Origin of the sequence: Pseudomonas sp. R5-89-07, from assembly GCF_003851685.1 — a bacterium.
Taxonomy (GTDB): domain Bacteria; phylum Pseudomonadota; class Gammaproteobacteria; order Pseudomonadales; family Pseudomonadaceae; genus Aquipseudomonas.
In genome coordinates this window covers 1,316,566-1,330,745 of record NZ_CP027727.1, presented here as the reverse complement: position 1 = coordinate 1,330,745, position 14,180 = coordinate 1,316,566, and the positions used below count along the sequence as shown (strand labels likewise).

Here is a 14,180-nt window from a genome sequence, read left to right as displayed (position 1 = left end):
CAGCCGCAGACCGGATGGGCTTTAGGGGGTCAATGCAAGGGGCGCGCCAGGGGTATCTGGAGACGTACACAAAACCAATGTGGGAGGGGGCTTGCCCCCGATAGCGGTGTTTCAGTCACTGCATGGTTGACTGACCTTCCGCCATCGGGGGCAAGCCCCCTCCCACACTGTGTTGTGTGCCAGGCCTTATTGTTTGGCTTCTTCGATGATCTGGCGAATCGCGCCCACAAAGGCTTCGGCCGGCTGACCGCCGCTGACCGCGTACTGGTCGTTGAACACGATGGTCGGCACCGAGGTCACGCCACGGCTGGTCCACAGTTTCTCCTGCTCACGCACTTCTGCGGCGTACTCGTTGCTGGCGAGAATCTCGGCGGCGCGCTTGAGGTCCAGGCCAACGCTTTCGGCGATGATCGCCAGGGTCGCGTGGTCGGAGGGGTCCTGGCCGTCGCTGAAATAGGCCTTGAACAGCGCCTCCTTGAGGTTGTATTGCAAGCCTTCCAACCCAGCCCAATGCAACAGGCGATGAGCATCGAAGGTGTTGTAGATACGGCTATGGCCATCGGTGCGAAAGGCAAAGCCCAGCGCGGCGCCCATGTCGCGAATGCGCTCGCGATTGGCCTGGGATTCTTCAGCGCTGGAGCCGTATTTCTCAGTGATATGTTCGACGATGTTTTGCCCTTCGGCGGGCATGTTCGGGTTCAGCTCGAACGGCTGGAAATGAATCTCGGCCTGCACCTCGGCGCCCAACTGGTCGAGGGCTTCGGTCAGGCCGCGCAGGCCGATGATGCACCAGGGGCAAGAGGCGTCGCTGATGAAGTCGATTTTCAGGGGAGTACTCATGGGCAGGCCACCTCGCTGGCATTAATGCGCCGCAAAAGTCACCACGATACACCACCTTCACAGCAGCTTCGAAGGTTCGCCCAAATCGATCTGCGCCCAATGCGCGGTATCTTCGCGATGGGCTTGCAGGTAAGGCAGCACCGCCGCCAGCAACGGCGCCTTGAAGGCCTCCTGAAAACGGTGGGCCAGGCCCGGAATCAATTTCAACTGGCTGCCCTGGATATGCGCGGCCAGATGAACGCCATGCATCACCGGCAATAACGGGTCGGCGGTGCCATGAACCACCAGGGTCGGCACCCGCAGCTGGTTGAGCAAGGGCACGCGACTCGGCTCGGCGAGGATCGCCATGATCTGGCGCTTCACGCCTTCGGGGTTGAACGCGCGGTCATAGGACAGCGCCGCCTGGTGCAGCAACGCCTGGCGATCATCCTGCACGTTCGGGCTGCCCAGCGCGGCGAGCAAATCGGCTTGCTGTTCCAGCGCCACTTCACGGTTGGGCGCGCTGCGCCGCGACAACAACTGCACCAGCGCCGCATTCGGCGCGGGCAGGCCTTCGGCGCCGGAGCTGGTCATGATCAGGGTCAGGCTTTCCACCCGCTGCGGCGCCATCGCCGCCAGGTGCTGGGCGATCATGCCGCCCATGCTCGCGCCCAGCACATGAAATTGCTGCACCTGTAGAGCATCCATCAAACCCAGGGCATCGTCGGCCATGTCAGTCAGCGTATAGGGCGCCGCCACCGGCAGGCCGAGCTTGTAGCGCAACACTTCAAAGGTCAGGTTGGCGCTGGCCGGCGCCTGGCGCCAAGTGGACAGACCGACATCACGGTTGTCGTAGCGGATCACCCGAAAACCTTGCTGGCACAGGGCGACCACCACTTCATCGGGCCAATGGATCAGCTGCCCGCCCAGGCCCATCACCAGCAGCAACGCCGGGTCGGACGCACGCCCGATACTCTGGTAGGCGATGCTCACCTGAGCCAGGTCGGCCGTTTGAGTCGGCACATTGACGTCACATCGAGAAGCCGCAAAAGACGGCAGGCCGAACAACAGAGCGGCCATTAAAAGCAACACACGCATGAAAAACACCGAAACGCAGAACCCCAGTAGAGCGCGAGTCTGATGAAGTTTGTTCAAGCGCGCCGCCACAGTTCGATGACAGTTTGATGAAGAGTGCCGGGCGGTCTTGATCGACACACGCTGCAACATGAGACAAACTCACGCCATCCTGCTTCGTCACAAATTGTCTTCATGGAGAGCCCGTGCTCGAAATCCGCCACCTCAAGACCCTGCATGCCTTGCGCGAAGCCGACAGCCTGGTGGAGGCGGCCGAGCGCCTGCACTTGACCCAGTCCGCACTGTCGCATCAGTTCAAGGAGCTGGAAGAGCGCCTGGGCATGCCGCTGTTCGTGCGCAAGACCAAACCAGTGCGTTTCACCAGCGCCGGCCTGCGCCTGCTGCAACTGGCGGACGCCACCCTGCCCCTGCTGCGCGGCGCCGAGCGCGATATTGCGCGTCTGGCCGGCGGCACTGCCGGGCGCCTGCACATGGCCATCGAATGCCACAGCTGCTTCCAGTGGCTGATGCCGACCATCGACCAGTTCCGCGATGCCTGGCCCGAAGTCGAACTCGACCTGGCCTCGGGCTTTGCCTTCGCGCCGCTGCCGGCCCTGGCCCGCGGCGATCTCGACCTGGTAGTCACCTCCGACCCGTTGGAGCTGCCGGGCATCACCTATGTGCCGCTGTTCACCTACGAAGCCATGCTCGCCGTGGCCAACCAGCACCCGCTGGCGAACAAGTCGTATATCGTGCCGGAAGACCTGCTGACGGAAACGCTGATCACCTACCCGGTGGAACGTGACCGCCTGGACATCTTCACTCGCTTCCTGGAACCGGCCGACGTGGAACCCGCGCAAGTACGCACCTCGGAACTCACGGTGATGATGATGCAACTGGTGGCCAGCGGTCGTGGCGTGTGCGGCATGCCCCATTGGGCGCTGCACGAATACAGCTCCCGGGGTTATGTGAAGGCCAAGCGGCTGGGGGAAAAAGGCTTGTTCGCCACGCTGTATGCAGGGATCCGAGCTGACATGCTCGATGCGCCGTATATGCGTGATTTTTTGCTGACGGCCAAGGACACCTCGTTTTCCACCCTGGATGGGGTCAGTGCGGTGCGCTGAGCAGGTGGGAGGGGCTTGCCCTAATGCCAGTCAGTTAAGGCTTTTTGTAGGAGCGAGCTTGCTCGCGAAGAACTCAGGGCCCCCGCGTTCATCCAGAATGAATGCGTTGCCTGGGCGTTTTTCGCGAGCAAGCTCGCTCCTACACTGGGGCTTGCCCCCGATGGCGGCTTGCTTGCACAGTGAATTCACTGGCCTTTCAATTCGCGCCACATATGAATCTTGTCGAAATACTCGACGCCGACCCGCACCGCCAACGGCTCAAGGCCGTACTGGACGAAACCGCAGCGCTGGTAAAGCGCTAACGCCACGTCATTACCGGCAGTGACGGTCAGTTGAATCAGTTTCAGATGCGGCTGCCGACGGGCTTCTACCAGCGCCGCCTCCACCAGCCGCCGGCCCATGCCCTTGTGCTGAGACGCCTGGGTCACGTACATGCCGAACAGGGTCACCTTGTGCCGCGCTTTTTCCCGCGGCTCGTAGGCCAGGCCGACAATGCCCGCCAGTCGCGCCCCATCAAAACCGCCCAGCACGCAATCCAGCGGGTTGTCGAGGCGCTTTTGCCACCAGTTCAACGGCATCGCTGCACGCTCGGCCACGCTGGAGGTGAACGCCTGGGGATAGGCGCCATAGGCCTCGAGCATCAAGGCTCGATAGGCGTCGGCATCGCAGGCATTGAGCCGGCGAATGATCATGCGCGGGTCAACGACGCGCGGTAGAGCGGCAGGATCTGATCGCGGCTCAGCGGCGCCAGGTGCAGGCCGCCGTCGCCCATGGGGTCGATCCAGCGTATTTCTTCAATTTCAGCGGCCGGGGTGACCGCCACGTCGATGTGCAGCTGGAACATGTCGGCCTGCACGGTAAAGCCCGGCTCGTTGGCGGCGGGCCCCGAGAACTGGCCGAGGTACACCGCGTCTGCCGGGTCGATGCGCAGGTTCAGTTCTTCGTGCAGCTCACGGGCCAGCGCCTCGACGGGTTGTTCGCCCGCATCGATCTTGCCGCCCGGTTGCATGAAGGCCAGGGTCCCGCGTTTGCGCACCAGCAGGGTCTGGCCGTTTTTATCGATCAGGACGGCGGCAGCGATGCGGATAGTGGAATGGCTCATGAGGGAATCGTTATCTCGTCGGGTTGTTTGATGAATACGCTGTATTTTGCGCCCTCCATTGCCTCGAACGCGATCAGCTTGTCCACCAGCGGCAGGTTGAGCACCTTGCCGGCATTGAGCAGCAGCATGCCGTTATCGGCGTTGAGGTTGCGCGCCAGGACCATGCCGGCTTCAAGTTCGCGGGTAGTGAGGACTTTGACCGTGGGATCGCCCAGGGTCACATCGCTGAGGAAGGTCGCGCAGGCCTGTACAAAATCCTCGACCAGTTCCGGGTCATACAGGCGCCCGGCGTATTTGCGAATGTACAACAATGCTTCATCGCTGTTCAGGTGCCGTTCCAGGATCAAGCCTTTTTGCAACTCGATGAAATCCACGGCCAGTTTCAGCAGCCGCGAACCCGGCGGGATCGCGTCGCCCTTGAGATGGTCGGGAAACCCCGAGCCGTCCCAGCGCTCCTGATGGTGACGGATGATCCGCGCCGCGTCCTTCATCGGCTCCAGGGTCATCAACAGCGACTCGCTCTGGGTCGGGTATTCGCGATACAGCGCGCGGTCGGTGCTGTGCAGCTTGTCGGACGGCGCAACCATCATGCTGTCGGTCCAGCTCAGTTTGCCGATGTTGTACAGCGCGGCGGCCATCGTCAGGTCGCGGGTGCTGGCCTCATCCATGGATTGGGCGGCGCAGTACACGCGGATCAGTTCGATCAATGCGCGGTTGGTCTGTTTGTCCTTGGGCAAGCGCAGGTTGGCCAGCAGCGAAAAAACTTCAGTGCCGGTCACGTAGCTGCGCTTGAGCTCGTCGTAGGCCAGGTCGAGCATGTCGGCGGTCTGTTGCAGTTCGGCGGTGCGCGCCGTCACGCGTTTTTCCAGGGTGGCGTTCAGCGCTTTGAGCTGATCGTTCTGGTCAAGGGTCAGGCGTTCGAGGCGCTGGTGTTCGAGGGTTTGTTGCAGGACCAACTGCAACTCCTCGTCATTCCAGGGTTTGCTGATGTAGCGGTGAATCTGCCCGTCATTGATGGCCTTGATGATGGTGGTCAGGTCGGCGTAACCGGTGAGCAGGATGCGGCTGGTGGCCGGGTACAGGCGATGGACCTCGGCCAGCAGCGTGGCCCCGTCCATGCCGGGCATGCGCGCGTCGCTCATCACCAGATCAATGGGGCGAGCCGCCATGATCTCCAGCGCCTGTGCGCCGCTGGTGGCCAACACCACCTCGTAAGGCTGGCTGCGCAACAGGCGGCGCAGGCTGTTGAGGATCGACTCTTCATCATCGACCAGCAGAACAGCGGACTTGGTAGCGAGTTGTTCATCCATGGCGACTCTGCCTTCACATTAAACGAAGTTAAGCTCAATTGAACCCGTGCGCCGTGCCGGTTCAGGCCAGCAGCGCGAAAACGCTGTTGATTTGACGCCAACTGGCCGTCGATATCAAGGGAGCTCAGCTATGCTGTCACTGCATGCCCACACCCGCTCAGTTGCAGGACCAGGGAAGGAATCATTATGCCATCGAGTTTGTTGCACAGGCGCAGGGTGCCATGAACCCGAACTCAGGGCGGGCCAACCGCCGCATCCTGATCGTCGATGACACGGCCTCGATCCACCAGGATTTTCGCAAGATCCTCTGTGCAGACGAGCACGGCGAGCCCTCCCTGGACACATTGGAATCAGCCCTTTTCGGTACGGCTGCGCCAGTACGCCAGGCGTTCGAGCTGGACTCCGCCTACCAGGGCCAGGAAGCGCTGGCGCTGGTGAACAAGGCGTTAGCGGCCAATGCCCCCTACGCTATGGTGTTTATCGACATGCGCATGCCCCCTGGCTGGGACGGGCTGCATACCATCGAACAGTTGTGGGACGTGGATCCCAACCTGCAAATTGCCCTGTGCACCGCCTATTCCGATTACTCCTTCGAGGCGATCGAAGCGCGCTTGAAGTACAACGATCAGTTGCTGATCCTGAAAAAGCCGTTCGACCACCTGGAAATCCGCCAGATGGCCAGCGCCCTCACCTGGAAATGGCAACTGGCCCAGGACGCCGCGCTCAAGGTGATCAGCCTGGAGCGCATCATCGAAGAGCGCGTACAAGAACTGCTCAAGGTGTCGCACCTGTTGCAGTACGATGCCCTTACCGCGCTGCCCAACAGTACGCTGCTGGGCGACCGGCTGACCCAGGCCATCGCCCTGGGCCGGCGACATGACACGCAACTGGCGGTGATGTTTATCGGGCTCGACCGCTTCAAGCGCATCAACAACGCCCTGGGCTACCCGGTCGGCGATGAAGTGCTTGAGCAGGTCAGCCAGAATCTGGTGGCAACGGTGCGGGCGTCGGATTCGGTGTTTCGTTATGGCGCCGATGAGTTCGTGATCCTGCTCAATGACATCCAGCATCCCCAGCAAACCCAGCACATTGCGCAAAAGGTGCTCGATGCCGTCAGCGCGACGCGCCACGTCGCGGGGCACGACCTGAGCGTTACCGCCAGCCTGGGCATCAGCATTTACCCTGACGACAGCGCCAATGCGGTGGGCTTGCTCAAGCAGGCTGAAACCGCCATGCGCACCAGCAAGGAACGCGGCCAGAACGACTTCAGTTTCTATACCGAAGACATGAACCTGCGCGCCCAGCACCAGCAGAACCTGGAGAGCGCGATCCGCCAGGCACTGGAACGCGATGAGTTCGTGGTGCATTACCAGCCCAAGCTGGATCTGGACTCCGGGCAGATCGTCGGCGCGGAGGCGCTCACGCGCTGGTTTCAACCGAGGTCCGGCTGGGTCAGCCCGGCCGAGTTCATTCCGGTCGCCGAAGACAGCGGTCTGATCGTGCGCCTGACCCAGTGGGTACTGCGCCAGGCCTGCGCACAAGCCCAAGCCTGGCGGGAGATGGGCCTGCCACCGCTGCGCATGTCGGTGAATATTTCGGCGATCGACTTTCGCCAGCGGGACTTCGTCGACAACCTGGCCGCCATCCTTGAACAGACCGGCCTGCCGCCCGCCCTGCTGGAGCTGGAAATCACCGAAAGCGTGCTGATGCAAAATGTCGACGACACCGTGACTCTCCTGCAAAGGATCAAGGCGATGGGCGTGCGCCTGGCCCTGGATGATTTCGGCACGGGTTACTCCAGTCTCAGCTACCTGCGACGCTTTCCCATCGATGTGCTGAAGATTGACCAATCCTTCGTGCGCGGCCTGAGCATTAATAGTCAGGATGAACAACTGATCAGCGCTATCATCGGCATGGGTAAAAGCCTGGAGCTGAACATCATTGCCGAAGGCGTGGAAACCGTCGAACAGCTGAACTTCCTCAAAGCCCAGCGGTGTGAAGAGGGCCAGGGCTTTCTCTTCAGCAAGGCGTTGGCGCCGACCGATTTCGTGCAGTTGCTGCAAGCGGGTTGCGCGACACTGATGCCCGATCAATAGCCCCAGGCCGCAAGGAGTGCTCGCTTGAGCAATGTTTCAACTGTCTGTATTGGCTTTATTTTCGCGTTGTGCCTAGGCACCGGCGCGCCGCTGGCAGCCGCACCGCTGAACGAGGCGCTCAAACCCCTGCCGCCGGTACCGACGCTGGACCCGGCCAAGGTTGAGCTGGGCCGCCAATTGTTCAACGAGCCGCGCTTATCGGCCAATAACACGCTGTCCTGCGCCAGCTGCCACCGCCTGGAATCCGGCGGCGCCGACAACAAGCCGTTCTCGATGGGTTTTGACGGTAAACCCGTGGAACTCAACACGCCTTCGGTGTTCAACGCCAGCCTGAACTTCAAGCAGTTCTGGAACGGTCGGGTAGACACGCTGGAAGCTCAGGTCGAACAAGTGGTCACCAGCCCCGTGGAAATGGGCAGTGACTGGGAAACCGTGGTGCAGAACCTGTCCGCCCTGCCCGTCTACCAGAACGCCTTCAGGCAGGCGTACCCCGATGGCCTCAGCGCCGCCAACGTGCAAAACGCTCTGGCGACTTACGAGCGCACGCTGCTCACGCCCAACTCGCGGTTCGATCAGTACTTGCAAGGCAACACCGAGATACTCACCACCCAGGAAAAGTACGGTTACCAGCGCTTCAAGGATTACGGCTGCATTGCCTGCCACCAGGGCGTGAATATTGGCGGCAACATGTTCCAGAAGTTCGGCGTGATGGGCGACTACTTCCAGGCGCGCGGTAATCCGCAGGAGTCGGACCTCGGACGTTACCTGCTGACAAAAGACGAAGAGGACCGCCATGTGTTCAAGGTGCCCAGCCTGCGCAATGTGGCCGTCACCGCACCGTACTTTCACGACGCCTCGGCCAAGACGTTGGAAGACGCGGTCGATGTGATGTTCAAGTACCAACTGGGGCGCAACCCGATCCAGGAAGACAAGGACCTGATCATCCAGTTTCTCAAGACCCTGACCGGCGAATGGGCGGGCAAGCCGCTATGAGACGACTGTTACCCTTGTATCGCCGCCGCGCCAGCCAGGTATTGCTTGGCCTGATGACCCTGTTTCTGGCCTCCACGCTGATGTTTTTGTACCTCAAGTCGTCCCGCGACCAAACGGCCACCTATACCGAGTCACGGGACCTGCTCCGTCAACTCCAGCAGCTCAACGCCCAATGGGACAGCGAAGTGCTCAAGGCGCGGATCGCGATTACCCATAACTACGACCCGCTGGTCACGCCCCTTACGGAAATGACCCGGATCGGGGCGCAATTGGAGAGTCGCGACGGCTACCACAACTCGACCGACCTGCCGGCCTGGCAAGCCAGCCTGGCCGAGTATCGGACGGCCATCCAGGAAAAAGCCCGGCTGGTGGACCAGTTCAAATCCCACAACGCCGTGTTGCGTAACTCACTGGCATTCTTGCCCACCGCCGAAGACGACATCCAGGCCCAATTCAGCAGCATGAACGATGAAGGCCGGCTGCAACTGCAGGGCGTGGCCACCGACACCTACGACCTGCTGCTCAGCAGCCTGGAGTTCGCCCAGGTCACCAGCGACGAGCGCGCCGCCGATATCCTGGTGGGCCTGGGCAAACTGGCGATCAACAAACAGAGCCTGCCCGTTGAGTTCCGGGCGCCGGTGGACATCCTCAGTAACCATATTTCGCTGATCCTGCGCGAACAGCCCTTGGTCAACAGCCTGCTTGAGCGCATTGCTGCCGTGCCCGTGGCCGAGCGCCTCGATGCGCTGACCACCCACCTCGATCAGGACCAGCAGGCCGCCGACCTCATCGATCATCAGTACCACCGCTACCTGCTGGTGTTCTCGACGTTGCTGGTGGTGTTGCTGCTCTACCTGGCGGTGCGCCTGCTGCGCAGTTTCGCCGAAATCAACCGCGTCAACCGCGCCCTGCAGTCGGCCAACGAAACCCTGGAGCAGCGAGTGGAACGGCGCACGCAACAACTCAAGGATGCCCAGAGCGAACTGCTGGACAGCGCCCGCCAGGCGGGCATGGCCGAGATTGCGACCAACGTGCTGCACAATGTCGGCAACGTGCTTAACAGCGTGAATATCTCCGCCGACCTGGTCAGCCGCAAGCTGCGCAGCAGCAAGGCCCAGGGCCTGGGCAAAGCCATGCAATTGATCAACGCGCATCAGGGCGACCTGGGCACCTTCCTTACCGAGGATGAAAAAGGCAAATTGCTGCCGGGCTACCTGAACCAACTGGTGGAGGCGATTGCCGTCGAGCAGCAAGGTATGAGCGATGAGCTGACGCAACTGAGCAAAAGCGTCGACCACATCAAGGACATCGTCTCGACCCAGCAATCCTATGCTGGCGTTTCCACACTGCTGGAGCCTGTGGATATCGGCACCTTGATGGACGATGCCCTGCGCATGAACGCCGGCGCGCTGAGTCGTCACCACGTCACGGTGGTCAAGGAGTACGCGCCGGTGCCGCAGATTCTGGGGGACAAACACCGGCTGCTGCTGATCATGGTCAACCTGATCAGCAACGCCAAGTACGCCATGTCCGGTCTTTCCGAGCGGCCACGGCAAATCACCCTGAGGGTCGAGCAGGTAGGTGACGAGACCCTTAAAATCAGTGTGAAGGACGATGGTGAAGGCATACCGACCGAGAACATGACACGGATCTTCACCCACGGCTTTACCACCCGCAAGGAAGGCCACGGTTTCGGCCTGCACAGCTGCGCCCTGGCCGCCGTGGAAATGCATGGCCAACTCACGGCGCACAGCGACGGGCCGGGCCTTGGCGCGGTGTTTACCTTGACGATTCCCTTGACCCTTGCCGGAAGTACCTCATGAACCAGCCTCCCAACCGGCGCATCCTGCTGATCGATGACACCCCCTCCATCCATGAGGATTTCCGCAAGATCCTGATGCCGAGCGCGCAAACCAACCAGGCGCTGGACGACATGGAGTCGGCGCTGTTTGGCGATGCCGTCAAGCCGCAAGCCCAGGCGTTCGAACTGCATTGCGCTTACGGCGGCGAAGAAGGCCTGGGCTTGCTGACCACTGCCATGGCGGAACAACGCCCTTACGCGCTGGCCTTCGTGGACATGCGCATGCCCCAGGGCTGGGACGGCGCGAAGACCATCGAGCAACTGTGGAAGGTCGCGCCTGAACTGCAAGTCGTGGTGTGCACCGCCTACTCGGATTACTCCTGGGACGAGCTGTTGTCTCGCCTGAACGCCTATGACCGCTTGCTGATCCTGAAGAAGCCGTTCGACAACATCGAAGTCCAGCAAATGGCCAATACCCTGGCCAATAAATGGGACATGGCCCGGCGAGCTTCCCTGCAAACGCAACATTTGGAACAACTGGTGGAACAACGCACCCAGGCGTTGCAATTGGAGATCGACGAGCGCAAACACCTGGAAAGCCAGTTGGTGCAGTCGGAGAAGCTCGCCTCACTGGGGCAACTGGCGGCCGGCGTCGCCCACGAGATCAACAACCCGGTAGGCTTCATTTCATCCAACCTCAGCACCCTCGACAGCTACTTCAACCAGCTGCAACAGATGCTGGAGGCTTATCAACACAGCGAAGCACTGATCCCGGCGCAGGACCAGCGCGACCGGCTCAAGGCACTGCGCACGGACCTGGAACTGGACTTTCTCAAGGAAGACATCCCGGTGCTGATCCGCGAGTCCAAGGACGGCATTGGCCGCGTGGTCCAGATCGTCAAAGACCTGAAAAACTTCTCGCGGGTGGATAACGACCAGACCTGGCAGTTCGCCAACCTGCAACAAGGCATCGACTCAACGCTCAACATCGTCGCCAGCGAACTCAAGTACAAAGCCGATGTGGTCAAGCACTACACGCCACTGCCGGACATCGAATGCCTGGCCTCGCAGCTCAACCAGGTGGTGATGAACCTGGTGATCAACGCGGCCCAGGCCATGGGCCCGGAGCGCGGCACCATCACGATCAGCAACGGCGTGGATGGCGAGAACATCTGGCTGGAAGTGGCGGACAACGGCTGCGGGATTGCCCCCGAAGCCGTGCAGAAGATTTTCGACCCGTTCTTTACCACCAAGCCGGTGGGCGAAGGCACCGGGCTGGGGTTGTCATTGTCTTACGGCATCGTCAAGAAACACCGGGGCGATATCTCGGTCAGCAGTGAAGTGGGCAAGGGCACCAGGTTTCGCGTGGTGCTGCCGATTCGGCAGACGGCGGCGTAGGGCACGCCGCCGGCTCTGCGCATCAAGCCCCCAGCGTGGTTTTTTGCTGACGCAGCATAGCGGCCAGGCTTAACAGGCCGGAACCTTCGCGCAACGCTTTCTTGACCGACTCAGGGGTGGCTTCGTTCTTTATCACCGCATCGAGGTAACCGGTGGCGATAGCCGAGTAGTCCCCGGTGGCCGCCCCCAGAAGCGCCTTGTCAAAACCGTCTTCGCGGGTTTTGTGAAACCCGTCCAGCGCCCCGCTGACAACGCCGTCAAGGCCTGGCTTGGCCTTTGCCGCCCCCAGCAATACGTTGCTCATGCCTGGGATAAACCACAGGTTCTTGCCCACTTCAGCGGCAAACCGCTGGAATTTTCCCGTTTGGGTGCCGTGGGGCTTCCCATGGATAGCGTCATGCTGAGCGGGCTGCATCCGATGCCTGGTTTGAGCGACAGACTGCTCACGGGCAATCGCTCCGTGCGGGCGCTGATCGATGATGGGATGAGTGGAAGCAGCAGGCGTGATCGGCATGAGCAATGACTCCAAGGGCATGAAAAAGCGGGCGTCCTGCACACTAGTGGCCGGCTTTTGCTGATCGGTTCCATGGGTTGCGCCGGTGCAAATCACGTCCCAGAGCCTTCGATCCTTGTCCGTTGTTTCCGTAGAGGCGCAGAATGGCAGATCGACCTCGAGAGTCCGAACCAAGGAAAACCGTATGAGCCTGTCGTTACTAAGCCGTTACGCGTTCTTTGCCGTCTGCATCCTGTTCACCTTCGCCAGCTTGCCCTTTATCCACCATGAATGGCTCTGGCCCATCACGTTAGTCACCGGCATCCTCAGCCTGATCGGCCTTTTCGACCTGCTGCAAAGCCCCCACGCCGTGCGCCGCAACTACCCGATCCTGGGCAATATCCGATATCTGGTTGAAGCCATCCGCCCGGAAATCCGCCAGTACCTGCTCGAATCCGACAGCGATGCCCTGCCCTTCTCACGGGCCCAGCGTTCACTGGTGTATTCGCGCGCCAAGAACGAAACCGCCGACAAACCCTTTGGTACCCTGATCGACGTTTACCAGTCGGGCTTCGAGTTCATCGGTCACTCCATGCGGCCCGCACCGTTGAGCGACCCCAGCGCGTTTCGCGTGATGGTCGGCGGCCCGCAGTGCACGCAGCCGTACTCGGCCTCGGTGTTCAACATCTCAGCGATGAGTTTCGGCTCGCTGAGCGCCAACGCCATTCGTGCGCTGAATCAGGGCGCCAAGCTTGGCAACTTCGCCCATGACACCGGCGAAGGCAGCATCAGCCCCTACCACCGCGAAAACGGCGGCGACCTCACCTGGGAACTGGGCAGCGGCTACTTCGGCTGCCGCACCAGTGACGGCCGCTTTGACCCGGACCGCTTTGCCACGCAAGCGCAAAACCCGCAAGTGCGCATGATCGAAATCAAGATGAGCCAGGGCGCCAAACCCGGCCATGGCGGGATCCTGCCCAAGCATAAAGTCACCCGGGAAATCGCCGACACCCGCGGCATCATGATGGGTGAGGACTGCATCTCGCCGTCACGTCATAGCGCGTTTTCCACGCCGATCGAGATGATGCAGTTCATCGCTCAACTGCGCGAGTTGTCCGGCGGCAAACCGGTGGGGTTCAAGTTCTGCCTGGGCCACCCCTGGGAGTTCATGGGCATTGCCAAGGCCATGCTCGAAACCGGCATCCTTCCTGATTTTATCGTGGTCGACGGCAAGGAAGGCGGTACCGGCGCCGCACCGGTGGAGTTCACCGACCACATCGGCGTGCCGCTGCGCGAGGGCCTGCTGTTCGTACACAACACCCTGGTGGGCCTGAACCTGCGCGACAAGATCAAGCTCGGTGCCAGCGGCAAGATCGTCAGTGCCTTCGACATCGCCAGCGTGCTGGCCATCGGAGCCGACTGGGCCAACTCGGCGCGCGGCTTCATGTTTGCCATCGGCTGCATTCAGTCGCAGTCGTGTCACACCAACAAGTGCCCGACCGGCGTCGCCACGCAAGACCCGCTGCGCCAACGGGCACTGGTGGTGCCGGACAAGGCCCAGCGCGTGTTCAACTTCCACCGCAATACCCTTCACGCCCTGGCGGAAATGCTCGCCGCGGCCGGCCTGGACCACCCGTCGCAGTTATCGGCCAAGCACTTGGTACGACGCATGTCGGCGACCGAGATCAAGTTGTTCTCGCAACTGCATGTGTTCCTCAAACCGGGCGAGTTGCTCACCGGTGAGGTGAACGGCGAATTTTATTCGCGGATGTGGCAGATGGCGCGAGCGGACAGTTTTGAACCGCATGAAGTAGCCGCCGCCTGATTCTCACGGTAGATGCCTGCCCGGCCACGGGCAGGCCATAGAGACATTCAGTAATACCCAGCCTTTGCAATTGCTTACAAATACCGCCAACCTGCGCCCGCCCGACGTGCGGCGTACGACAATACGCGCGCTCGCCAACCTTCAC

General features: G+C 61.3%; 12 protein-coding genes. 6 read left to right on the top strand and 6 right to left on the bottom strand.

Going from position 1 to position 14,180, the window contains the following annotated elements; all coding sequences use genetic code 11:
* Nucleotides 1–186: 186 nt before the first annotated feature.
* The gene (locus C4J94_RS06010; protein ID WP_124385338.1) at nucleotides 187–840 is read right to left on the bottom strand and encodes a DsbA family oxidoreductase; all 654 of its coding nucleotides are present in this window, start codon (nucleotides 838–840) and stop codon (nucleotides 187–189) included.
* A 57-nt stretch (nucleotides 841–897) separates the two neighbouring features.
* Nucleotides 898–1,917: an alpha/beta fold hydrolase gene (locus tag C4J94_RS06005; protein ID WP_124385337.1), complete on the bottom strand. Its 1,020-nt coding sequence runs from the start codon at nucleotides 1,915–1,917 to the stop codon at nucleotides 898–900.
* A 182-nt stretch (nucleotides 1,918–2,099) separates the two neighbouring features.
* Between C4J94_RS06005 and metR the strand changes: the two genes are divergently transcribed.
* Complete coding sequence (gene metR, locus C4J94_RS06000) at nucleotides 2,100–3,017, top strand: transcriptional regulator MetR (protein WP_124385336.1); 918 nt, start codon at nucleotides 2,100–2,102, stop codon at nucleotides 3,015–3,017.
* Between the two features lie 185 nt (nucleotides 3,018–3,202).
* On the opposite strand, the gene C4J94_RS05995 is transcribed toward metR, so the two are convergent.
* The 3 genes from C4J94_RS05995 to C4J94_RS05985 are packed head-to-tail and all read right to left on the bottom strand — an operon-like array spanning nucleotide 3,203 to nucleotide 5,429.
* Nucleotides 3,203–3,709 carry a GNAT family N-acetyltransferase gene (locus C4J94_RS05995; RefSeq protein ID WP_124385335.1) on the bottom strand — a complete coding sequence of 169 codons (507 nt, stop codon included), beginning with the start codon at nucleotides 3,707–3,709 and terminating at the stop codon, nucleotides 3,203–3,205.
* A complete protein-coding gene (locus C4J94_RS05990; RefSeq protein ID WP_124385334.1) occupies nucleotides 3,706–4,119 on the bottom strand; it encodes an NUDIX domain-containing protein in 414 nt (137 codons plus the stop codon). Before C4J94_RS05990 ends, C4J94_RS05995 begins: the two co-directional genes overlap by 4 nt.
* Nucleotides 4,116–5,429 carry an HD domain-containing phosphohydrolase gene (locus C4J94_RS05985; RefSeq protein WP_124385333.1) on the bottom strand — a complete coding sequence of 438 codons (1,314 nt, stop codon included), beginning with the start codon at nucleotides 5,427–5,429 and terminating at the stop codon, nucleotides 4,116–4,118. Before C4J94_RS05985 ends, C4J94_RS05990 begins: the two co-directional genes overlap by 4 nt.
* 221 nt (nucleotides 5,430–5,650) lie before the next feature.
* On the opposite strand from C4J94_RS05985, the gene C4J94_RS05980 reads away from it, so the two are divergent.
* Genes C4J94_RS05980 through C4J94_RS05965 form a run of 4 tightly spaced genes read left to right on the top strand, consistent with a single transcriptional unit; the run spans nucleotide 5,651 to nucleotide 11,717 of the window.
* Nucleotides 5,651–7,525, top strand: coding sequence for a bifunctional diguanylate cyclase/phosphodiesterase (locus C4J94_RS05980; protein WP_124385332.1), 1,875 nt, complete (start codon nucleotides 5,651–5,653; stop codon nucleotides 7,523–7,525).
* A 24-nt stretch (nucleotides 7,526–7,549) separates the two neighbouring features.
* Entirely contained in the window at nucleotides 7,550–8,518 is a 969-nt protein-coding gene (locus C4J94_RS05975; protein WP_124385331.1) for a cytochrome-c peroxidase, read from the top strand.
* On the top strand, nucleotides 8,515–10,341 hold the full coding sequence (locus C4J94_RS05970) for a DAHL domain-containing protein (RefSeq protein WP_164485556.1): 1,827 nt from the start codon (nucleotides 8,515–8,517) through the stop codon (nucleotides 10,339–10,341). Before C4J94_RS05975 ends, C4J94_RS05970 begins: the two co-directional genes overlap by 4 nt.
* Nucleotides 10,338–11,717, top strand: a complete 1,380-nt coding sequence (locus C4J94_RS05965) for an ATP-binding protein (RefSeq protein WP_124385330.1) — start codon at nucleotides 10,338–10,340, stop codon at nucleotides 11,715–11,717. The genes C4J94_RS05970 and C4J94_RS05965 overlap by 4 nt, the downstream gene beginning before the upstream one ends.
* A 22-nt stretch (nucleotides 11,718–11,739) precedes the next feature.
* On the opposite strand, the gene C4J94_RS05960 is transcribed toward C4J94_RS05965, so the two are convergent.
* Nucleotides 11,740–12,231 carry a hypothetical protein gene (locus C4J94_RS05960; RefSeq protein WP_124385329.1) on the bottom strand — a complete coding sequence of 164 codons (492 nt, stop codon included), beginning with the start codon at nucleotides 12,229–12,231 and terminating at the stop codon, nucleotides 11,740–11,742.
* Nucleotides 12,232–12,415: 184 nt separating this feature from the next.
* Here C4J94_RS05960 and C4J94_RS05955 point away from each other — a divergent pair, with 184 nt between their 5' ends.
* Entirely contained in the window at nucleotides 12,416–14,035 is a 1,620-nt protein-coding gene (locus tag C4J94_RS05955) for an FMN-binding glutamate synthase family protein (RefSeq protein WP_124385328.1), read from the top strand.
* The last annotated feature ends 145 nt before the right edge of the window (nucleotides 14,036–14,180 follow it).